General features: G+C 75.4%; 24 protein-coding genes and 1 tRNA gene. 8 read left to right on the plus strand and 17 right to left on the minus strand.

Features of this window, described 5'->3' with window-relative positions:
- Positions 1 to 20 precede the first annotated feature (20 nt).
- Genes ACWIX7_RS14465 through ACWIX7_RS14475 form a run of 3 tightly spaced genes read left to right on the plus strand, consistent with a single transcriptional unit; the run spans position 21 to position 2,676 of the window.
- Positions 21 to 821: an ABC transporter permease gene (locus ACWIX7_RS14465; RefSeq protein ID WP_448617144.1), complete on the plus strand. Its 801-nt coding sequence runs from the start codon at positions 21 to 23 to the stop codon at positions 819 to 821.
- A 41-nt stretch (positions 822 to 862) separates the two neighbouring features.
- Positions 863 to 2,074, plus strand: coding sequence for a sensor histidine kinase (locus tag ACWIX7_RS14470; RefSeq protein ID WP_448617145.1), 1,212 nt, complete (start codon positions 863 to 865; stop codon positions 2,072 to 2,074).
- Positions 2,071 to 2,676 (plus strand): response regulator, encoded by a 606-nt coding sequence (locus tag ACWIX7_RS14475; protein ID WP_448617146.1) that lies wholly within the window; start codon positions 2,071 to 2,073, stop codon positions 2,674 to 2,676. Before ACWIX7_RS14470 ends, ACWIX7_RS14475 begins: the two co-directional genes overlap by 4 nt.
- 26 nt (positions 2,677 to 2,702) lie before the next feature.
- On the opposite strand, the gene ACWIX7_RS14480 is transcribed toward ACWIX7_RS14475, so the two are convergent.
- From ACWIX7_RS14480 to ACWIX7_RS14530, 11 genes are all read right to left on the minus strand, one after another.
- Positions 2,703 to 2,897, minus strand: coding sequence for a hypothetical protein (locus ACWIX7_RS14480; protein ID WP_448617147.1), 195 nt, complete (start codon positions 2,895 to 2,897; stop codon positions 2,703 to 2,705).
- A gap of 31 nt (positions 2,898 to 2,928) precedes the next feature.
- The gene (locus tag ACWIX7_RS14485) at positions 2,929 to 3,147 is read right to left on the minus strand and encodes a hypothetical protein (RefSeq protein WP_448617148.1); all 219 of its coding nucleotides are present in this window, start codon (positions 3,145 to 3,147) and stop codon (positions 2,929 to 2,931) included.
- A gap of 69 nt (positions 3,148 to 3,216) precedes the next feature.
- A complete protein-coding gene (locus tag ACWIX7_RS14490) occupies positions 3,217 to 3,609 on the minus strand; it encodes a type II toxin-antitoxin system VapC family toxin (RefSeq protein ID WP_448617149.1) in 393 nt (130 codons plus the stop codon).
- Entirely contained in the window at positions 3,606 to 3,854 is a 249-nt protein-coding gene (locus ACWIX7_RS14495; protein ID WP_448617150.1) for a type II toxin-antitoxin system Phd/YefM family antitoxin, read from the minus strand. Before ACWIX7_RS14495 ends, ACWIX7_RS14490 begins: the two co-directional genes overlap by 4 nt.
- Before the next feature lie 241 nt (positions 3,855 to 4,095).
- Complete coding sequence (locus tag ACWIX7_RS14500; protein WP_448617151.1) at positions 4,096 to 5,940, minus strand: acyl-CoA dehydrogenase; 1,845 nt, start codon at positions 5,938 to 5,940, stop codon at positions 4,096 to 4,098.
- Positions 5,941 to 6,058: 118 nt separating this feature from the next.
- Positions 6,059 to 6,412 (minus strand): lipopolysaccharide assembly protein LapA domain-containing protein, encoded by a 354-nt coding sequence (locus ACWIX7_RS14505; protein WP_448617152.1) that lies wholly within the window; start codon positions 6,410 to 6,412, stop codon positions 6,059 to 6,061.
- Between the two features lie 37 nt (positions 6,413 to 6,449).
- Positions 6,450 to 6,614, minus strand: a complete 165-nt coding sequence (locus ACWIX7_RS14510) for a hypothetical protein (RefSeq protein ID WP_448617153.1) — start codon at positions 6,612 to 6,614, stop codon at positions 6,450 to 6,452.
- Positions 6,615 to 6,717: 103 nt separating this feature from the next.
- Positions 6,718 to 7,143, minus strand: a complete 426-nt coding sequence (locus tag ACWIX7_RS14515; RefSeq protein WP_448617154.1) for a hypothetical protein — start codon at positions 7,141 to 7,143, stop codon at positions 6,718 to 6,720.
- Between the two features lie 37 nt (positions 7,144 to 7,180).
- Positions 7,181 to 7,804, minus strand: coding sequence for a TetR/AcrR family transcriptional regulator (locus ACWIX7_RS14520; RefSeq protein ID WP_448617155.1), 624 nt, complete (start codon positions 7,802 to 7,804; stop codon positions 7,181 to 7,183).
- 490 nt (positions 7,805 to 8,294) lie between these two features.
- Complete coding sequence (locus ACWIX7_RS14525; protein WP_448617156.1) at positions 8,295 to 9,428, minus strand: ribokinase; 1,134 nt, start codon at positions 9,426 to 9,428, stop codon at positions 8,295 to 8,297.
- 22 nt (positions 9,429 to 9,450) lie between these two features.
- Positions 9,451 to 9,948, minus strand: a complete 498-nt coding sequence (locus ACWIX7_RS14530) for a DUF6328 family protein (RefSeq protein WP_448617157.1) — start codon at positions 9,946 to 9,948, stop codon at positions 9,451 to 9,453.
- A 59-nt stretch (positions 9,949 to 10,007) separates the two neighbouring features.
- Between ACWIX7_RS14530 and ACWIX7_RS14535 the strand changes: the two genes are divergently transcribed.
- The 4 genes from ACWIX7_RS14535 to ACWIX7_RS14550 all read left to right on the plus strand — a co-directional run bounded on the left by ACWIX7_RS14535 (position 10,008) and on the right by ACWIX7_RS14550 (position 12,954).
- Positions 10,008 to 10,355: a DUF3140 domain-containing protein gene (locus ACWIX7_RS14535; protein WP_448617158.1), complete on the plus strand. Its 348-nt coding sequence runs from the start codon at positions 10,008 to 10,010 to the stop codon at positions 10,353 to 10,355.
- A gap of 9 nt (positions 10,356 to 10,364) precedes the next feature.
- Complete coding sequence (locus ACWIX7_RS14540) at positions 10,365 to 11,120, plus strand: methyltransferase domain-containing protein (RefSeq protein ID WP_448617159.1); 756 nt, start codon at positions 10,365 to 10,367, stop codon at positions 11,118 to 11,120.
- A 19-nt stretch (positions 11,121 to 11,139) separates the two neighbouring features.
- Entirely contained in the window at positions 11,140 to 12,174 is a 1,035-nt protein-coding gene (locus ACWIX7_RS14545; protein WP_448617160.1) for a type III polyketide synthase, read from the plus strand.
- Between the two features lie 123 nt (positions 12,175 to 12,297).
- A complete protein-coding gene (locus ACWIX7_RS14550; protein WP_448617161.1) occupies positions 12,298 to 12,954 on the plus strand; it encodes a response regulator in 657 nt (218 codons plus the stop codon).
- Positions 12,955 to 12,967: 13 nt separating this feature from the next.
- Here ACWIX7_RS14550 and ACWIX7_RS14555 read toward each other — a convergent pair whose 3' ends face one another.
- From ACWIX7_RS14555 to ACWIX7_RS14565, 3 genes are all read right to left on the minus strand, one after another.
- Positions 12,968 to 14,686 (minus strand): GAF domain-containing protein, encoded by a 1,719-nt coding sequence (locus tag ACWIX7_RS14555; protein WP_448617162.1) that lies wholly within the window; start codon positions 14,684 to 14,686, stop codon positions 12,968 to 12,970.
- Entirely contained in the window at positions 14,683 to 15,213 is a 531-nt protein-coding gene (locus ACWIX7_RS14560; RefSeq protein WP_448617163.1) for a universal stress protein, read from the minus strand. Before ACWIX7_RS14560 ends, ACWIX7_RS14555 begins: the two co-directional genes overlap by 4 nt.
- Before the next feature lie 62 nt (positions 15,214 to 15,275).
- Positions 15,276 to 16,157, minus strand: coding sequence for a putative protein N(5)-glutamine methyltransferase (locus ACWIX7_RS14565; RefSeq protein ID WP_448617164.1), 882 nt, complete (start codon positions 16,155 to 16,157; stop codon positions 15,276 to 15,278).
- 127 nt (positions 16,158 to 16,284) lie between these two features.
- Between ACWIX7_RS14565 and ACWIX7_RS14570 the strand changes: the two genes are divergently transcribed.
- Positions 16,285 to 16,521 (plus strand): hypothetical protein, encoded by a 237-nt coding sequence (locus ACWIX7_RS14570; protein WP_448617165.1) that lies wholly within the window; start codon positions 16,285 to 16,287, stop codon positions 16,519 to 16,521.
- A gap of 82 nt (positions 16,522 to 16,603) precedes the next feature.
- On the opposite strand, the gene ACWIX7_RS14575 is transcribed toward ACWIX7_RS14570, so the two are convergent.
- The 3 genes from ACWIX7_RS14575 to ACWIX7_RS14585 form a co-directional block, all read right to left on the minus strand.
- Entirely contained in the window at positions 16,604 to 17,245 is a 642-nt protein-coding gene (locus ACWIX7_RS14575) for a hypothetical protein (RefSeq protein ID WP_448617166.1), read from the minus strand.
- A gap of 162 nt (positions 17,246 to 17,407) precedes the next feature.
- Positions 17,408 to 17,478 (minus strand) — tRNA-Gly (locus ACWIX7_RS14580).
- Between the two features lie 16 nt (positions 17,479 to 17,494).
- A complete protein-coding gene (locus ACWIX7_RS14585; RefSeq protein ID WP_448617167.1) occupies positions 17,495 to 20,230 on the minus strand; it encodes an ATP-binding protein in 2,736 nt (911 codons plus the stop codon).
- Positions 20,231 to 20,255 lie beyond the last annotated feature (25 nt).

A 20,255-nucleotide genomic window follows, 5' to 3' on the forward strand; every position in this document is an offset into this window, starting at 1 on the left:
CGACCCGCGAGGAGCACCCGATGACCACGCTCGCCACCCCCGTCGGCCCGTCCCCGCTGCGGCGCGTCGGCGCCCTCGCCGCCGCCGAGACCCGCCTGCTGGCGCGCAACCGCACCGCCGTCGTCAACTCGGTGATCACACCCCTGCTGCTCGTGGCCGCCGTCCCGGTGCTCGGCATCGGCGCCGGCGAGGGCGGGCACGGGCTGCTCACCACCGCCGTCGGCGTCACCCTGGTCTTCCTGACCTACTACAACCTGGTGACCACCTACGTCGCCCGGCGCGAGGACCTCGTGCTGCAGCGCCTGCGCACCGGCGAGCTCAGCGACGGCCAGGTGCTGCTCGCCACAGCCGTCCCCACGCTGCTGGTCACGGTCGGCCAGCTGGCGCTGGTCACCGTGGGGGTCGCCGTGCTCGGCAGGTGGCGGGCGCCGGCGGACGTCGTCCTGCCGGTGCTGGCCGTGCTGCTCGGTACCGCGCTGATGGTCGCGCTGGCCACCGCGAGCACGACCTTCACCCGCACGCCGGAGTCCGCGCAGATCACCACCCTGCCGGTCGTCATGGTGGCCACGGCGCTGTCCGGGCTGTTCTTCCCGCTCAGCGTGCTGCCCGCCGCGCTCGCCGAGACCGCCCGCCTGCTGCCGGTCACGCCGGTCGTGGAGCTCGTGCAGCTGGGCCTGTCCGGCCGCACCTGGGACGGCGGGGTCGTCGCCGGCGCCGAGCTGTGGTGGGCCGCGCTCGGCCCGCTGGGCACGCTCCTGGCCTGGACCGCGATCGCGGGGTTCGCGACCGCGCGGTGGTTCCGCTGGGCCCCGCGGCGCTGAGCGACCCGGGACGGGACGGTCGGTACGGCAGCATGGGCGCCGTGCCGACCGTCGCGCGCTGGTGGAGCAGCCGCACCGACCCGCAGCGCATCGACCTCTACACCCGCTGGTCGTACTACTCGACCCTGGTGTTCCTGCCGTTGTTCCTGCTGCTCGCGATGGCGCCGGGCTGGGGCGCTCCTCCCCGGTGGCTGGCGCTCGTGCTGGCCGCTGCCGCGCTGACCACCACGGCGGCCAGCCTGGTGCTCGCGCAACAGGGGTTCCGCGACCGCGCCGTCCGCCCCGACGATCCCGCCCACCCCGACCGGCCGGCGCTGGCGGTCGCCGTCGTGGCCGGGCTGGTCACGGTGGGCGCCGCCCTGGCGGCCAGTGCGGACGGGCCGTCGCCGTCCGGGCCGTGGACGACCGGCCTGGTCGCCGCGGGGGTGCTGCTGGGCGCGTCGGTGACCGTCCCGACCCGGCCGCTCGTCACCGGCGCCGCCGTCGGCGGCGCGCTCGCCGGCGTGGTGTCGCTCGCGGAGGGCAGCTCGCCGCTGACCGCGGCGGTCGTGGGCGTCTCGATCTGGGCGTCGGTGGCCGCCCTGGTCACCGCGTTCCGGTTCACCGTCTGGATCCTGGACGTCGTGCTCGAGATGGAACGCACCCGCGGCGTGCAGGCCCAGCTCGCCGTCGCCGAGGAGCGGCTGCGCTTCGCCCGCGACCTGCACGACGTCATGGGCCGCAACCTCTCGGCCATCGCGGTGAAGAGCCAGCTGGCCGCCGAGCTGGTCCGGCGGGGGAGGGACGGCGCGGCCGAGGAGCTCGCCGACATCAGCCGGGTCGCCGAGGAGTCGCTGCGCGAGGTCCGCGACGTCGTCCGCGGGTACCGGCGCACCGACCTGCCCGGCGAGCTGGCGGGCGCCCGGTCGGTGCTGCGCGCGGCCGGGGTGGAGGTCACGGTGACCGGCGAGGAGCAGGCCGTGGCGCTGCGCCAGCCGGTGCAGGCGGCGCTGGCCTGGGTGGTGCGGGAGGCGGTGACCAACGTGCTGCGGCACAGCCGGGCGAGCTGGTGCGCCGTCGAGCTGCGGGCGGCCGGTGGGGAGGCGGAGCTGCAGGTGACCAACGACGGCGCCCTCGGGGCGGGGACGACCTGGGGCAACGGCCTCACCGGCCTGGCCGAGCGGCTGGCGGCCAGCGGTGGCCGGCTCTCGGCCGGTCCGGACGGCGACCGGTTCGTCCTCGCCGCGGCCGTGCCCGTGAGGGTCCCGGCGTGATCCGGGTGCTGCTGGCCGACGACGAGAACCTGATCCGCTCGGCACTGGCCGCGCTGCTGGCCCTGGAGGAGGACCTCGAGGTGGTGGCCCAGGCCGCCTCCGGTGCCGAGGCGCTGGCGATGGCCCGCGCACACACGCCCGATGTCGCCGTCCTGGACCTGCAGATGCCCGACCGGGACGGCATCTCCGTCGCCGGGGAGCTGGCCACCGTGCTGCCGGGCTGTGCGGTGGTGATCGTCACCGGGCACGGCCGGGCGGGGCACCTCAAGCGGGCGCTGGAGGCCGGCGTGCGCGGGTTCCTGCCCAAGACGGTGAGCGCGCCGGTGCTCACCGACGTCGTCCGCACGGTGCACCGGGGCGGGCGCTACGTGGACCCGGAGCTGGCCGCGGAGGCGATCAGCGCGGGGGACAGCCCGCTGACGCCGCGCGAGGCCGACGTCCTCGAGCTGGCGGTCGGGGGCGCCCCGGTCGAGGAGATCGCCGCCCGGGCGCACCTGTCAGCGGGGACCGTGCGCAACCACCTCTCGGCCGCGGCGGCCAAGCTCGGCGCGCCGAACCGGCACGCCGCGGTGGAGGCGGCGCGCCGGCACGGCTGGATCTGAGAGGACTCCCTGACCGGGGTCCTCCGTCAGTCGGGGAGGTTGCCGGGGCGGATGAGCCCGTCGTCGCGCTGGGCGTCGTCGTCGGTGGTCAGCGTGACCTCGTCGCGCTCGCCGCCGTCGGACCGGTCCTCGCCGGGGACGCCGTCGACGAGGTTGCTCTGGCTGGGGCCGTTGGTGGTGTCCGGGGACTCCCCGTAACCGGTGTCGTCGGATTGGCTCATCAGTTGTCCCTTCGTCCGGATGGTGGTGTGGTCACCGGACCTCGCCGGACGGTCCGTCCGTCCGGGCGCGGGCGACGTCGGAGTCGGCGCGGGCGGGGAGCTCGTCGCCCGCGGCGGCGTCGCGCTCGACGGCCTCCTCGCGGGTGAGGGGCACGTCCTCGAACCCCGAGCCGGTGCTGCTGTTGTCGCCGGTGCCCGACGCGGTCGGGATGTCCTGCTGGATCCGGTCGCTGCCCTGGGGGTCGGTCATCGTCGTCCTCCCTGTCGTACCCGGTCGTGGAGGACATGCCCCGGTGAGGAGAGGTCCATGCCCGGTGGGTCAGGTCGGCGCGAGCACCCGCAGCCCGACCGCCGCGGCTGCATCCGCTTGGCGGTCGTCGTAGGACACGAAGACGTCGGCGTCCACGCGGATCGCGACGGCCACGTGCAGCGCGTCGAGACTGCGGAGGTGCCGACCGGCCAACAGCCCGGCCTCGCGGAACAGGGACCGGTCGACATCCACGAGGTCCAGTCGGTCCAACACCGTGGTGACGGCTGTCTGGTCGATGCCGACCCGCCACGCCAGACGGCGGAGCTCGGTCTCGAGGAGCATGGAGGACATGGCATCCGAGCCGCTCGCTCGTGCGTCTCTCAGCCAGGAGGCCAGTCCCTCGGACTCGGGTTCCGCCACGACGAGCTTGGCCGCCGCCGAGGCGTCGAGGTAGACGCTCACCGGTCCCCGCGCAGGAAGTCGAGGTCTTCCCGTACCGGGTGTTCGAGCTGGACCCGCGGCAGGTCGGTGAAGTCACCACGAACCCGGGCTGGGCGGATCGGCAGCGGCCGCGGCGCGCCGGGGGGCACGAGCAGGGCGACCACCTCACCGTGGTTGGTGATCTCGAACGTCTCGCCGGCCTGGACAGCGCGCAGGATGGCCGAGCTGTTGTTCCGGAGTTCGCGGTGCGGGATCGAGCGGGTCATGTCGGCCACCTCCGTAGCAACCGTAGCAACCGCTTTCCCGCCCGGCTTCGTCGGCGGCCGCCGTCCCACGAGGAGACGACGTCCGCCGTGGCCAGGTCAGCTCAACTGGGACGGCACCTGGCCGGGGTGCACCGATCGCGGGGCCCGGAGGGTCTCCCGATCGGGACACGGGCAGCAGCTTCCGGCCCCGTCCCGGGCCCCGCCCTGAGCCTGCGAAGGGTGGGGAGGACGGGGCCCTTCTTCACAGAGCGGCCTCGTCGACCTCCATGAGGGCGTTGTCGGTGTGCTCGACGATGACCCGCTCCGAGGACAGCCGCGGCAGGACCTGGCTGGTGAAGAACCGGGCGGCGGCGAGCTTCCCCTCGTAGAAGTGCCGGTCCTTCCCGGTGACCTCGCCGGCCAGGGCGCCGAGCGCCACCTCGGCCTGGCGCACGAGCAGCCAGGCCGTGACCAGGTCGCCGGTGGCCAGCAGCAGCCGGCTGGTGTTCTGGCCGACCTTGTACAGCGCGGTGAGGTCCTCCTGCGCCCTGGCGAGGTGGCCGAACATCGCCGTGAGCATCGCCTGGACATCGCCGAGGGCGGTGGCCAGTGCCGCGCGCTCCTCCTTGAGGCGGCCGTTGCCCGCCTCGGCGTCGATCGTGGCCTGGATCTGGCCGGCCAGCCAGGTCAGCGCGACGCCGCCGTCCTTGACGATCTTGCGGAAGAAGAAGTCCTGGCCCTGGATCGCCGTCGTCCCCTCGTAGAGGGTGTCGATCTTGGAGTCCCGGATGTACTGCTCGATCGGGTAGTCCTGCAGGTAGCCCGAGCCGCCGAGAGTCTGCAGCGACTCCTGGGTGAGCAGCTGGGTGGCCCGCTCCGACCCGAAGCCCTTGACGACCGGCAGCAGCAGGTCGTTGACGCGGGCGGCGAGCCTCGCCTCCTCGCTGTCGGCGGTGCCGGCGGCCTCGGCTTCGGTGACCTGGTCGCGGAAGGTGGCGGTGTAGAGGTACAGCGCCCGCATGCCCTCGGCGTAGGACTTCTGCAGCATGAGCGAGCGGCGGACGTCGGGGTGGTGGGTGATGGGGACCCGCGGGGCGTCCTTGCTGGTCGCGGTCAGGTCAGCGCCCTGGATGCGGGTCTTCGCGTAGTCGAGGGCCACCAGGTAGCCGGCCGACAGCGTGGCGATGGCCTTGGCGCCGACGAACATCCGGGCGTGCTCGATGACCCTGAACATCTGCGCGATGCCGTCGTGCACCTCGCCGACCAGCCAGCCCTTCGCGGGCACCGGCCCGTCGCCGAAGGTCAGCTCGCAGGTCGTGGAGACCTTCAGGCCCATCTTCTCCTCGACGTTGGTGACGTACACGCCGTTGCGCTCGCCGAGCGCGCCGGTCGCGAGGTCGACGTGGAACTTGGGGACGACGAACAGCGACAGCCCCTTGGTCCCCGGCCCTGCGCCGTCCGGGCGGGCCAGCACCAGGTGGACGATGTTGTCCGACAGGTCGTGCTCGGCCGAGGTGATGAACCGCTTGACGCCGGTGAGGTGCCACGAACCGTCGTCCTGCCGGACCGCCCTGGTGCGGCCGGCGCCGACGTCGGAGCCGGCGTCGGGCTCGGTGAGCACCATGGTGGCCCCCCACTTGTGCTCGAGCATGAGCCGGGCGAGCCGCTGCTGGTCGGGGGTACCGAGCTCGTCGAGGATCGCGGCGAAGGCGGCCCAGGAGCCGTACATGAAGACGGCGGGGTTGGCGCCGAGCACCATCTCGAAGGCCGCCCAGGTCAGGGCGTGCGGAGCGCCGGAGCCGCCGAGGTGTTCGGGCAGGTCGAGGGAGAACCAGTCGCCGTCCTCGATGGCGCGCACGGACCGCTTGAAGCTCTCGGGCAGGGTCACCGAGGAGGTGGCCGGGTCGAACACCGGCGGGTTGCGGTCGGCGTCGGCGAAGGACTCGGCGAGCGGACCCTCGGCCAGCCGGCGGATCTCGGCCAGCACGCCGCGTGCGGTCGCGACGTCCATCTGGGCGAACGGTCCGGTGCCGAACCGGTCCTTGGTGTCGAGGAACTCGAAGAGGTTGAACTCGAGGTCCCGCAGGTTCGCGGTGTAGTGGCCCATGCCCGTGGCTCCCCGTCTGTCGCCGGCGGGACCGTACCCGCTGGTAACAAACGGTATTACCGGCTGGTAACCACGGGCAAGCACCGGCTCCCCCCAGGGCGGGAGGCCGGCTGACCGCTCAGCCGGAGCGGCGGCGGGCGCGCAGCACCAGACCGGCCAGCCACACCAGCAGGCCGCCGAGCACCGCGGCGACGACCAGCGCGAGCACCAGCGGGGCCTGGACGTCGGTGAAGACCAGGCTGATCTGGACGGTCTGGTTGTTGAAGACGACGAACAGCACCAGCACGACGGTGACGAACAGCAGCAGCGCCAGGGCCAGCGTGCGGCCGGCGGTGCGGCCGGCGTTGCGGACGGGGTGACGCTCGGGCGTCCTCGTCCCGCCGGAGGTGACTGGGCCGGCGGTGGCCGGACCCGGGGTCGTCCCGGGGGTGCCGGTCGAGGTGCGCGTGGGGTCGGAGCCGGGGGTGGTCACGGGTCGAGTCTGGTGCCCGCCGCCGTCCTGCGCACGATCAGTGCTGCGCGTCGGGCTCGGTCTCGGCCGGCGGCCAGCTCGGACCCGCGACGCCGTCGGCCGGGCCGGGGGTGCCGCCCTGGGACTCCGGGTCGCCGGGCGGGGCCACCTCGCTGCCGAAGGGCTGGGCGTCGCGCGGTTCGTCGGGCTCGGGCATGGTCATCCCCAGAGTCTGCGTCGGTGACGTCCGGACGGCGACCCGGCTCGGCCTCCCTGCAGGGTCCCGGCGCGAGCTTGCGGGTGGCGGGGGGCAGGGAGGTTCTTCCTCACTCGTCCAGGACGGGCCCCGCCTCGTGCCCGGGGTGGCCCTTGGTCCGCTCGCGCTGCTTCATCCGCGCCTCGTAGACGTGCCGGTCGCCGTCGGACAGCTCGTCGCGGGCGCGCTGGTCGAAGGCGCGGAAGACCGACCAGTAGTTGGCGTCGTAGTCCTCGACGACCTGGAAGGTCCAGCGGTCGGCGATGACGTTGCGGCCGACGAGGTCGCGGTCGAGGTCGTCGGCGAGCTGGGTGTGGCCGGCCTCGCGGAAGAGCTCGACGGCGTCCTGGAGCAGCAGGTCGGCCTTGCCGGAGTGCTGGTGGAAGCCGTAGAGCTGGCCGCGTGCCTGCTCGATGGTCTCGAGGGCCTCGGAGAGCTTGCCCAGGCCCTCCACGGTGGTGTCGTCGAGGTCGGGCCGGCTGCGGTCGGTGCTCACCGGCCCATCCTGCGGTGCGCCGTACGGCGCCGCAGACTCAGCGGGCGACGGCGATGCCGACCAGCCGCTCGGCCAGCTCGCGACCGTGCGAGGCGGGGCCGTCGGGGCCCAGCAGCCCACCGGAGAGGTACATCCCGTCGATGATGAGGTGCACCTGCGCGGCGAGGTCCTCGCCCGAGCCCGGGGCGACCTGCTCCGCGAGGCGCTCGAGCCGGGCGTGCAGCTCGAACTTGTAGTCGGCGGCGGCGCTGCGCGCGGGGTGCTCCGGGTCGTCGTACTCGCTGCTGACGTTGGTGAACGGGCAGCCGCGGAAACCGGTCCGGGTGACGTCGGCCTCGACGGTGTCGACGACCGACAGCAGCGCCGCCCGCGGGTCGTGGGCGAGGCGATCGAGCTCGGCGTCGATGCGGCCGAGCACGGTGGCCGCCTTGCGCGCGAGGTAGGCGCCGACCAGGTCGTCCTTGCTCTTGAACAGCCGGTAGACGGTCATCTTGCCCAGACCGGTCTCGCGGACCAGCTCGTCCATCCCCACGCTGCGCGAGCTGCGGGTGGCGAACAGCCGCTCGGCGGTGTCCAGGACGATGGCCTGCCGCTCCGCCCGACTCCGGCGGACGGGAACCGAGGCGTCGTCGGCGGCGAGGGGGATGGCGGCTGCGGTCACGCCGGCGATGCTGCCGCAGGGCGTGACGGAGCAGTTCACGGCACGCCGGGACCGGCCGACAGGTGGTTGCTGTGAGTGACGAGGTGCGCCCGGGCTGACCGGGACGCCGGAGGTCGGTGGGACGGGTGTGACGTCCCGTGACCTCGCCGAGGCCCCCTCCTGGGCATCCCCGAGAGGATGCCGGAGGGGGCGCGTCCTCAGGCCCTGCGGATGCGGCGCGGGTTGGCCAGCAGGCGGGACAGGGGCGCGGTCGAGGCCTGTCGGGCCTGCGACTCGTCGGCCGGGCGCTCCTCAGAGGCCTCGGTACCTACTCGGGGCTGGTTCTGGGTCTCCTCCATGGACCCAGCGTCCCCCGGGCGGCCGGGGACGAAACAGACCCGCAACGGTGAGTTGAGCCGGAGTCACGGAGAGATGCATCACTCTCGGTGGCCGTCGAGCCCGGCCGGGTGCGGGCCGGACGCACCCGGCCGGCCCGCACCGCGCCCTCGGGTCAGGGGGTGTCGGCACCGCCCGCGGGCGTGTCGCCGCCCTCGGCGGGCTGGTCCGGGTGCGGCGTCTGGCCACCCGACTCCTCGCCGGGCGGGTCCCCGCCCTCGGCTGGTTCGGTGGTGTGGGCGGGCTTCTCGGGTTCGCTCACGGGACTGCCTCCTCGGTCGTCGGCTGGCCGAGCCTGTGCCCGGCCGGCCGCCCGGTCAACCGCCTCGTCCACCGGGACGGCGGCCGGCAGACCGGGCCGTGCGGCGGCCACCGCGGCGGCGTCGGGCAGCGCGCCCCGTGCACCGGCCCCGGTCGTCGACAGCGCCGCCGCCGTGGCCGCGGTCGCCACCGCCTCGGCCGCGGTCGAGCCCGCCGCCAGCGCGACGGCCAGCGCTCCGCAGAAGGCGTCGCCGGCGCCGGTGGTGTCCACGGGCCGCACCGGCAGCGGCGGCTGCAGCAGCGCCGGGCCGTCGTCCGGCACGAGCAGTGCCCCGCGCCCGCCGAGGGTGACCACCACCGTGCCGGCCGTGAGGCCGCGGGCCAGCCGCGCCAGCTCGCCCGGCGTCCGGTCGCCGGCCGGTGCGCCGGCCAGCTGCCGCAGCTCGTGCTCGTTGGGCACCAGGACGTCGACGCGCGCCAGCAGTCCGGCCGGCAGCGGCTGTGCTGGCGCGGGGGTGAGGACGACGGTGCCCGTGGCGACCGCCGCCGCGGCCTGCACGGTCTCCAGCGGGACCTCGAGCTGGAGCAGCACCACCCGCGCCTCGCGCACCGCCGCGACGTCGACGTCCGCGGGCCGCAGCCGCGCGTTGGCCCCCGGGACGACGACGATCAGGTTCTCGCCGCTGCCGTCCTCGACCGGGATCGTCGCGCTGCCGGTGGGGACCTCCGGCGTCCGCACCACGGCCGTGACGTCGACCCCGGTGCCGGTGAGCGCGGCCAGCTGCCGGTCGGCGGCCGGGTCGTCGCCGACTCGGCCGACCACGGCCACCGCACCGCCGAGCCGGCCGGCCGCCGCGGCCTGGTTGGCGCCCTTCCCGCCCGGCGCCAGGACGGTCTCCCGCCCGATGACGGTCTCGCCGCGGTCGGGCAGCCGGGGGACGCGGACCAGCACGTCCTCGTTGAGGCTGCCGACCACGGTGACGCGCACCCGCGCAGCATCTCCCAGGGCCTCAGCCGTCGCGCGGCCGCCGGTGGCGCAGCGGCACCACGTACCAGGCCACCACGCCCAGCACGACGACGAAGGCGCAGCAGGCGAGGGCCGGCCACCGGCCGAGGACGACGTCGAGCACGAGCAGCACCGCCGCCGCGGTGCCGAGCAGGAGCAGCGCCAGGCCCACCAGCAGCGTGCCGTCGGCGAAGGCGACCAGCTCCTGCTTGCGCCGCTGCCGGAACAGCGTGCGGTGGAAGGAGACCGGCGCGATCAGCACCAGCATCGCGGTCGCGGTGCTGAGCAGGGTGACCGCGTAGACCGTCGTCCCGAAGGCACCGAGCTCGTCGAAGCGGGCGCTGAACGGCAGGGTGAGCAGGAAGGCGAAGAGGATCTGCACGCCGGTGATCGCCACCCGCATCTCCTGCAGCAGCTCGGCCAGGTTGCGGTCGAGCACCTCCTCGGGCGTCTGGCCGCGGGCGACGGCCGCCCCGGCCACGTCGCTCCGTTTCCGCGCCACCCACCTGCGGTACCGCGAGGACCCGAGCACGACACGCGCAGACACCGGTGGGAGCAGCCATGGCCAAGGACGACGACCCGGACACCGTCCGCCGGGAGTTCCAGGAGGCGGTCAACATGAGCGCCGCGGACCTGGAGGAGTGGCTGGACACCGACGAGTCGCAGTCGGTCGGGCAGAGGAAGGGCGGGTCCGGGGAGTCCACCGGCCACGCCGAGGGGCGCCGGATCGTCGAGCTGCTGCGGAAGCAGAAGGGCGACCTCACCGACGACGACCTCGCCCACATGCGCAAGGTGCACGGCTACGTGGCCCGCCACCTGGCGCAGGAGCCGGGCAAGGAGGACGTCGAGACCTCCAAGTGGCGGTACTCGCTGATGAACTGGGGGCACGACCCGCTGAAGAAGGGCTAGAGCTGCCGCATGGGCCGACTGCGCCGGAACGACCCCGCCCAGTACGACGAGCTGGCCGGCCAGTGGTGGCAGGCCTCCGGCGGGTTCGCCGCGTTGCACTGGCTGGCCGCGTCGCGGGCCGAGCACATCCCCCCGGCGCCCGGCCCGGACGCCGTGCTGGTCGACCTGGCCTGCGGCGGCGGGCTCATGGCGCCGCACGTCGCGCGGCTCGGCTACCGGCACGTCGGCGTCGACCTCGGCGCGCAGGGCCTCCGGGTGGCCCGCGAGCACGGCGTCCTGGCGGTGCGCGGCTCGGTGCTCGCCGTCCCGCTGGCCGACGGGTGCGCCGACGTCGTGGTGGCCGGGGAGATCCTCGAGCACGTCGAGGACGACGTGGGCGTGCTCGCCGAGTGCGCCCGTCTGCTGAGACCCGGCGGCACCCTGGTCCTCGACGCCCTCGCGGCCACCCGGATCGGGCGCTTCCTCATGGTCACCGTGGCCGAGCGGCTGCCCGGCGGCCCGCCGCCCGGCATCCACGACCCCGCGCTGTTCGTCGACCGCGCCCGCCTGCTCGCCGCCGCCGACGCGCTGGGCCTGGACCTACGGCTCGTGGGGCTGCGGCCCTCCTTCCGCGAGGCGCTGGTCTGGAAGCTGGGCCGGCGGGACGTGGTGCGCATGAAACCGGTCCGCTCCACCGCCGTCGTCTTCGCCGGTTACGGCAGGCGCCGGGAGGAGGACGGACGGAGCGGCGCAGGGGACCCGACGCCCGTACGGTCGGGTCCATGAGCGCCTCCGAGCTGCGCCGATGAGCGCCGTCCTGACCGGTGCCGGTCGCGCCCTGCCCACGACGATCGACCAGGACGCGGCCTGGGACGGCTTCTTCGCCGACCACTACGCCGGCGTCCGCGCGGCACGGCGGGTCTTCGCCGGCTCCGGCGTGCGCCGCCGGCACGCGGTGGCCAACCCGCTCGACGAGGACATCAGCGGGTGGAGCACCGGCGCGCGGATGCAGCGCTACGTGCAGGAGGCCCTGCCGCTGGGCAAGCAGGCGGTGGCCGCCGCCCTCGACGACGCCGGCCTGGCACCGGGGGACGTCGGCCTGTTCGCCGTCGCCACCTGCACCGGCTACGCCACGCCGGGCCTGGACATCCGGCTGGCCAGCGACCTCGGCATGCCACCGGGGCTGCAGCGGCTGCTGGTCGGGCACATGGGCTGCTACGCCGCCATCCCGGGCCTGGCAGCCGTCGGCGACTACGTGACCGCCCGGTCCCGCCCGGCCGTCCTGCTGTGCTGCGAGCTGACCAGCCTGCACGTGCAGCCGCCGGTGCGCGAGCTCGACCAGGTCGTCGCGCACGCGCTGTTCTCCGACGCGGCCGCCGCCGTCGTCCTGCAGCCCGGGCGGGCGGGGCGGGGACAGGGACGGCGGCTGGCCGGGGTGGTCGCCCGCACCGACCCCTCGACCGCCGACCACATGACCTGGGACGTCACCGACCTGGGCTTCCGCATGGGGCTCTCCCCGCGGGTGCCCGACGTGCTCTCCCGGCACGTCGGCGACGTCGTCGAGGAGCTGCTCACCGGCGCGGGGCTGCGGATCGAGGACGTCGCCGGCTGGGCGGTGCACCCCGGCGGCCCGCGGATCCTCGACGTCGTCCGCGACCACCTGGGGTTGACCGAGGAGCAGCTGGCCGCCTCACGGTCCGTGCTGGCCGAGCACGGCAACTGCTCGTCGGCGACGGTGCTGCTCGTGCTCGAGGAGCTCGCCGACGTCGACGGCCCGGTCGTGGCGATGGCGTTCGGCCCCGGGCTCACGCTCTACGCGGCGCTCCTGCTGCCCTCGTGAAGAAGGACCCCCTCCTCCCCACCCCTCGCAAGCTCCGGGCGGTGCCCGGGAGGGGGCCGCTGGTGACCCCTCGCTGGAGTCGCTACGCTGTGTGAAGAATGTCACTCTCCGGAGGGGGCGCCCGTGGAGTCGAGCAACGGTGCCGTGCGGGTGTTCCTCGTCGACGACCACGAGGTCGTGCGTCGCGGGGTGGCCGAGGTCCTGGAGGAGGACCCGGTCATCACCGTCGTCGGGGAGGCCGGCTCGGTCGCCGAGGCCCTCGCCCGGGTGCCGGCCGTGCGGCCGGACGTCACCGTCGTCGACATGCGCCTGCCCGACGGGGACGGCGCGGAGGTCTGCCGCAAGCTGCGCGAGCGGGTGCCGGGCCTGCGCTGCCTGGTGCTGACCAGCTTCCCCGACGAGGACGCCGTGGCCGCCGCCGTCGCCGCTGGAGCCTCGGGCTACGTGCTCAAGCAGGTCCGCGGCTCGGCGCTGGTCACCGCCGTCCGGACCGTCGCCGACGGGGGCACGCTCTTCGACCGGGACATCGGGGTCTCGGCGTCCGCCTCGCGCCGCCGTCCGGCCGAGCGGGACCGCCGGCTGGCCGTGCTCACCGAGCAGGAGCGCACGGTGCTGCGGCTGATCGGCGAGGGCCTGACCAACCGTCAGATCGGTACCCGGATGGGCCTGGCCGAGAAGACGGTGAAGAACTACACCAGCCACCTGCTGGCCAAGCTGGGCCTCGAGCGGCGCACCCAGGCCGCGATCCTCGCCACCGAGCTGCGCGACCGCCCCGACTGACCGGGGTCCTTCCTCAGTCCCGGCGCGGCATCGGCACCGACCAGCGGATCTGGGTGCCCTTGGGTCCGGTGGAGGTGGTCAGCCGGCCGCCGTGCCGCTCGGCGCGGTCGGCCAGGTTGGTCAGCCCGCTGCGCACGGAGACCGCGGGCAGCCCGATCCCGTTGTCGGTGACCACGACGCGCACCTCGGTGTCGACGGTCACCGTGACCGTCACCCGGGTGGCCTGCGCGTGCCGCACGACGTTGGTCACCAGCTCGCGGACGACGGCGACGACGTCGGGCAGCAGTGCGGGCGGCAGGTCCTCGTCCCCGCGCAGCCGCACGTCCGGGCGCAGTCCCTGCCCACCGGTGATGGAGCGGACGATGTCGACGATGCGGGTGCGGACGGCGTCGGGCGAGGCGTCGTCGGCCTCGTGCAGCTCGAAGATCGACGAGCGGATGCGCGCGATGGTGCCGTCGAGCTCGTCGACCCGCTCGGCCAGCGCCGCCGCCGTCTCGGGCAGCTGCTCCTCCAGCGAGCGGCTCACCCGGTCCAGGGCCAGGCCGGTGGCGAAGATCCGCTGGACGACGTGGTCGTGCAGGTCGCGGGCGATCCGGTCCCGGTCGGCCTGCACCTGCAGCCGCCGCTCGCGCTGCTGGCTGCGGGCCAGCTCCAGGGCGACCGAGGCCTGCGCGGCGAACACCGACGCCAGTTCGAGGGTGTCCGGCTCGAAGGGCTCCCGCCCGCGCCGCCGCATGGCGACGACGGTCCCCAGCGCCGGACGACCGCCCAACGGGATCATCAGCGTGGGGCCGAAGCGCTCGGTGAGCTCGCCGAGCACCGGAGCGCGCTGGCCCCCGACCGCGGCGGCGCTGACGTCGGGGATGAGCATCGGCGTGCCGGTGCGGTGCGCCGTCCCCAGCTGCGTGTCGGTCAGCGGGAGGCGCACGCCCTCGGCGTACTCGTAGTAGTGCGCGCCGACGGCCACCCCCACGGTGAGCGCGTTCTCGTCGTCCGGGCTCGGCACCAGCACGCCGGCGGCGTCGGCCGAGGCGAGGTCGGCGACCTGCTCGCCGATGGAGCGCAGCACCGTGTCGGGGTCGGCGCCGGACAGCAGGGCGGTCGCGATGTCGGTGCCGGTCTGGGCCCACGCGCGGCGGTGCTCGGCCCGCTCGACGAGCTCGGCGTTGCCGATCGCCAGGCCGGCGGCGGCGGCCAACCCGACCGCCGCGGCCTCGTCGGCCGCGGTGAACGCGCCGACGCGCTCGTGGGTCACGAAGAGGTGACCGAACAGCGCCCCCCGCACGCGGACCGGGACCCCGAGGAACGAGCGCATCGACGGGTGGCCGAGCGGGAAGCCGACCGCCTCCGGATGGGTGGTCAGGTCGTCGAGGCGCAGCGGTTCGGACCGCCCCAGCAGCAGGCGGACGACGCCGGCCCCGACCGGCGGCCGGCCGATCCGCTCCCGCGTGGCGGCGTCCATGCCGACGACGACGAAGCGCTCGAAGGCCGTGCCGGTGTCGTCGAGGACACCGAGCGCGCCGTACGTGGCGCCGGTGGTCTCGACGGCGGCCTGCACGATCCCGTGCAGCGTGTCGTCGACCTGGGCGCTGTGCACCGTGGGTTGGCTGCCCGGGACGGACACCTCGGCCGGGGACAGGTCGACCGCCCCGGCACCGGGCGGGGTCAGGGCCCGGCGGTCGGGGTGCTCCTGGCGGAGTGGCGGGGACGTGGTGATGCCGACCTCCGTCACGCGCCGCGGGCGAGGCGGCGGGTCGGCTGCCGGGGGACGGCGGGGCGCAGCAGGGTCTTGCCCCGGCTGCTGACCACCACCAGGTCGGCCCCGCGGGTGGCGCTGCTGAGGGCCTCGAACACCGGCCGCTCGAGGACGGCGGTGCGCACGCGGCCGGTGACGCCGGTCTCGGCGATGGCCCGCAGCACCTGGGCCTCCAGCCGCTCCAGCGCGACAGCGCCCGTGCGCCGTCCCGGGCGGGACACGCCGGGGAGCGTGTCGTCATCCTCGTCGTCGACCACCCAGACGGCGACCACGGTGGCCTCCCGGCGGGCGGCCTCCCGCAGCGCCCACACCAGGGCGCCGTGCGAGGCCGGCGAGCCGTCGACGTCGACGAGCAGCCAGGGGTTCTGCCGTCGCGGCAGCAGCGGGGTGAGCCGCATCGGCTCCACGCGGCGATCGTCGCGCGCGTCGTCCACGGCGCGGTCCGCGGGGCTGCCCGGCCGATCCTGTTCCGGCTCGTCCCTGAACCGGTGCGCGTCGTCCATGCGGCGATCGTGCATCGGGCCGTTGCGGGGCGGCAGGGACCAAGGGCCCGCGTCGATCGAGGTCACGGCGTAACCGATCCATCCCGGTCGGTGACTGGGTGTGTCACAGCGGACCGTGATGATCTGGATACACCCTTCCCAGGGGGCGTCCCGAGGACGACCGTACCGTCGCGCTCCTCGTCCCGGACCACGGCCGCGCGCAGTCCGCCGGCCCGAACCGCGGCAGCGGTGCGCGACGCCTGGCGGGCACTGGTCTCGACGAGCAGGGTCCCGCCGGGCGCCAGCCAGGACCGCGCCTGCGCGGCGACCCGGCGCTGCAGGACGGTGCCGTCGGGACCGCCGTCCAGTGCGGTGCGCGGCTCGGCGACGCGCGCCTCGGGTGGCATGAGCGCCACCGCCGCACTGGGCACGTAGGGGGCGTTGACCGCCAGCAGGTCGACCCGGCCGCGGAGCGCGGCCGGCAGCGCGGCGTAGAGGTCGCCCCGGTGCACCCGACCGCCGACCGGCTCGAGGTTGCGCCGGGCGCAGCGGACGGCGACCGGGTCGACGTCGGCGGCGTGCAGCTCGACCGGGCCCAGGCCGGCGGCCACGGCGAGCGCGACCGCGCCGGAGCCGCAGCACAGGTCGACGACCACCGGGGTGCCGGCAGCGGAGCGCAGCAGCACCACCGCCTGCTCGACCAGCAGCGCGGTCCGCTGCCGCGGCACGAAGACGCCGGGCTCGACCGCGACGCGCAGACCGCAGAACCGCGCCCAGCCGAGGACCGTCTCCAGCGGCTCGCCGGCCACCCGACGGTCCACCATCACGGCGAGGTCCGCCGGGCCGGCGGCCGCGCCGAGCAGCTCGGCGGCCTCCTCCTCGGCGAACACGCAGCCGGCCGCGCGCAGCCGCGCGACCAGCGGTGACGGGTGCTCCGGGAGGACGTCGTCCCGCAACGGTGGCACGGGCCCTCCCCCCTCCCGACTCCGGCTGCCCGCGAGGGTACGGCCGGGCGGCGACGTGCATGGGTGGCGTGCCCGCGGGGCAGGGAAGTCGTGCGCGAGCCACGCCCGACCGGCGACAGGAGCCACCATGCCGACATCCGACCCACGACCGCCCGGCGAGGACCGCTCCGGCGAGGACCGGCCGAGCTCCCGGGGTCGGCGGGGGAGGGCCGTCGTCGCCAGCACCTTCCTCGCCGGACTGGCGATCGTCCTGGCCGTCCTGCTGCTCGTCCCGCGTTGCAGCCAGGCGGTGCAGGACAACGGGTCGGCCGTCGACGCCCCGTCGGTCGTCGAGCAGGCCGTCCCGCAGGTCGACCGGCCCTAGCGCGGCCGCCGCCCGACGCAGCAGAGCCCCGGCGGGCCCGTCGAGAACGGGGCCGCCGGGGCTCTGCCGCGTGCTGGTCCGGTCAGACCGGGAAGCCGACGCGGTCGATCCTGCGGTGGTAGCGGGTGCCGAGCCCGCCCCCGAGCAGTGCACCGAGCAACGAGACCAGCGCGGCGGCGACGCCGGCGACGATCCCGGCGGTGGTGGCGGTGCTGCCGCTGACCGGGATGCTCGGCAGGTTCAGCTGGGAGAGCACGTTGTACTGCGCGCCCAGCACCACGCCGAGGAGGCCGAGCACGACGACGACCAGCAGGCCGATGAGCCACACGGCCAGGCCCTGCCGGACCCCGTCGAAGCGGGCCATCCGGCCGGCCACGTAGCCGCCGGCGAGGTAGGCGAGGAAGAGCACGACCAGCAGGGCGATGCCGCCGGTGAGACCGATGGTGGTGGCCTGCTGGGCGGCCTCGTCCGCGGTGTCCACCTGGCTGAGGCCGAAGGCGACACCGGCCGCCGAGAGGACGGCCAGCAGCAGCACGGCCAGCCCGTTGGCCGACAGCCAGCCGAAGAACGCAGCGCCCCACTTGATGCCGCCGTAGCGGGCGTGCTGCGCGTCGACGGCGTCCCGGGCGGCCCCGCGGGTGGCGTGCGCGCCGTCCGGTGCGGCCGGGGCGGCCGCCGCGGTGGGGGCGTGGAGGTCGGTGCGGGTGCGGTCGGGCTCGGTCATCACGTCTCCTCGTGGACGACACAGGGCCCGGGGTCGGTGCCCGGCCGCCCCCGCGGCAAACGGGTCGTGACCGGATCGTGTGACGCGCTGAGCAGGGAGGACGCGCCCCGTCGCCCTGGGTGACCCGAACTGGTCGACCGGTCGCGCAGCCCGGAGGCGGAGAGCGGGTGACGAGAATCGAACTCGCACTGTCAGCTTGGGAAGCTGATGTTCTGCCATTGAACTACACCCGCGGAGTGCGGCCCGAGCTTACCGGAGCGCCCCGTCGGAGGGGAGCGGGGGGCCGCCGGTGCGGATGACGACGGTGGTGCCGGCCGGGCTGGGCGTCGCGGTGACCTCCCCGACGGCGCTCATCAGCTTCGAGCCCCGGCCGCGATCCATGCTCGGCACCCGCTCGCGCCACCGGCCGTAGTCGCGGACCGCGACCTCCACCCGGCCTCCCACGACCTCGGCGCCGACGTCGATGACCGGCTCGGCGGGGTCCTGGGCGTGCTCGATGGCGTTCGTGGCCGCCTCGCAGGCCGCCAGGACCACGTCGTAGGCGAGGTCCTCGTCCAGGCCGGCCTCGGCGAACAGCGCCCGCAGCCGCCGGCGCAGCGCCGCGACGGACCGGGCGTCGGACGGGAAGCGCCAGTGCCGGCGGACGGCGGTGTCCACGGGGGCGACGGGAGCCGGCGGCGCCTGACCCCCGGCGGACGGCGCGGTCGCGGGCGGGGCCACCGGCGGGCGCGGGCGGGGCGGCACCGCGGTCGCGGCGTCCCCGTCGGCCGCGGCGGTCGCCGACGGCGGGGCGGGGGGCGCGGGATGGTGGACGCCGGCCGCGCGCCCGGCGGCGCGCTCCAGGACCGCGCGCAGGCGCCCGAGGAGCTCGGCGGACTCGAACGGCTTGGCCAGGTAGTCGTCCACCCCGGCGTCGAAGCCCTCGACCGCGGCCTCCTGGCCGGCCCGGGCGGTGAGCATGACGACCGGGACGTCGCGCACGGCGGGGTCGGCCCGCAGGGCGCGCAGCAGGTCGAAGCCGTCGAGTCCGGGCATCATCACGTCGGTCAGGACGACGTCGGGCCGCGCGGCCGCGATGCTCTCCAGCGCCTCCCGGCCGTTGGCCGCCGTCCGGACCGTCCAGACCGCGGACAGCAGCCGGGTCAGGTAGGCGCGCATGTCGGCGTTGTCGTCGACGACCAGCACGCTGGTGCCGGGGGTGGCGGCCGGCCTCCGGGGGCCCGGGGCGTCGGGGAGGTCGTCCCACGGGGTGACCACCCCGCCGCGCGAGGACGCCGACGGGACGGCGGGGGCGCCGGCCGGGGCGTCGGGCACGCCGAAGGGCACCCGCACCGTGAAGGTGCTGCCGGTGCCGGGCTCGCTGGTTGCGCTGACCTCGCCGCCGTGCAGGGTGGCCAGCTCGCGCACGAGGGCCAGGCCCAGCCCGCTGCCCTCGCGGCTGCGCGCCGCGGTGCCCACCCCGCGGTGGAACCGCTCGAACAGGTGCGGCAGCTCCGCGGCGGGGATGCCCACGCCGGTGTCGGCCACCGTGAGCACTAGGTCGTCGCCGTCGGCCCGCAGCGTGACGTCGATGCCGCCGACGAAGGTGTACTTCACCGCGTTGGCGACGAGGTTGAGGACGATCTTCTCCCACATCCGCGGGTCGACGTGGGCGGGCCGGTCCAGGGGCGGGCAGTCGACGGTGAGCCGCAGCCCCGCGCGCTCGGCGGCGGCCCGCAGCACCCCGGCGAGCTCGGCGGTGAAGGCGGCGACGTCGGTCTCCACCCGCACCGCGGACGCCCGGCCGGCCTCGATGCTGACGAACTCCAGCAGGTCGTTGACCAGCCGCTGCAGGCGCTGGCCGTTGCGCAGCGCCAGGGTCAGCGACCCGCGGACGCCGGGGGGCAGGGCGGGTCCGTGCTCGGCGAGGGTGTCGGCGATCGGGCCCAGCAGCAGGGTGAGCGGGGTGCGCAGCTCGTGGCTGACGTTGGCGAAGAACGCCGTCTTGGCCTGGTCGAGCTCGGCCAGCGCCTCGGCCCGGGCGCGCTCCACGGCGTAGGCGCGGGCGTTGCGGACGGCGGCGGCGAACTGGCCGGCCAGCAGCTCGTGGAAGGAGCGGTACTCCTCGTCCAGCGCGCGGTTGGGGTTCACGCCGACCATCAGCGCGCCCACGCCGTCGCCGTCCGGGCTGCCGAGGGGGAGGACGACGGCCTCGGTGACGGCGTCGCCGAAGGGCCCGCCGACGACGCCCAGGCCGGCGACGGGCAGGGGGAGCAGCTCGTCGGGCGAGGCGGCGACCTCGGGCAGCTGTCCGGGTGCGCAGCCGACCACCGCGGCGCGGCGGAGCCCGGGCGTGCCGGGGCCGGCGAGGTAGACGGCGGCGAACGGCACGTCGAGCGGGTCGCCGGCCAGCGCGGCGGTCATCGCCGCCACCGTCGCGGTCTCGTCGACCAGCTCACCGGTCGACGTCGCGACGTCGTGCAGCAGCCGCTGCCGGCGCTCGGCCAGCACCTGCCGGGTCACCTCGGTGCAGACCGCGTGCATGCCCGCGACGCGGCCGTCGTCGCCGTAGGCGGGGGCGTGGGAGACGGTGAAGTAGGTCTCCTCGCGGTAGCCGGCGCGCTCGAGGAGCAGGAGCAGCTGCGGGATCCAGGACGCCTCGCGAGCGGCCATCGCGTGCTCCACCGGCTGCTGCAGCGCCGCCCAGCCCTCGGCGAGGGTCACCCGCAGGTCGTCGCCGATGGCGCCGGGGTGCTTGGTGCCGATCAGCGTCGCGTAGGCGTCGTTGTAGAACTGCGTGTAGCCCGGTCCCCACGTCAGGATCATCGGGAAGCGCGAGACCAGCACCGTACGGACGGCGTGGCGCAGGCTGGCCGGCCAGGCCTCGACCGGGCCCACCGGGGTGGCGGACCAGTCCAGGGCGGCCATCAGCCGGCCGTTCTCGCCACCGTCACCGAAGAGCTCGTCGTCCCCGGGGGCCGAGGACGGGCGGGCGCCTGTGCTCACGTACCGGCGCACCTCCCCGTGCTGG

The sequence above is a fragment of the Geodermatophilus sp. URMC 65 genome (assembly GCF_053502545.1).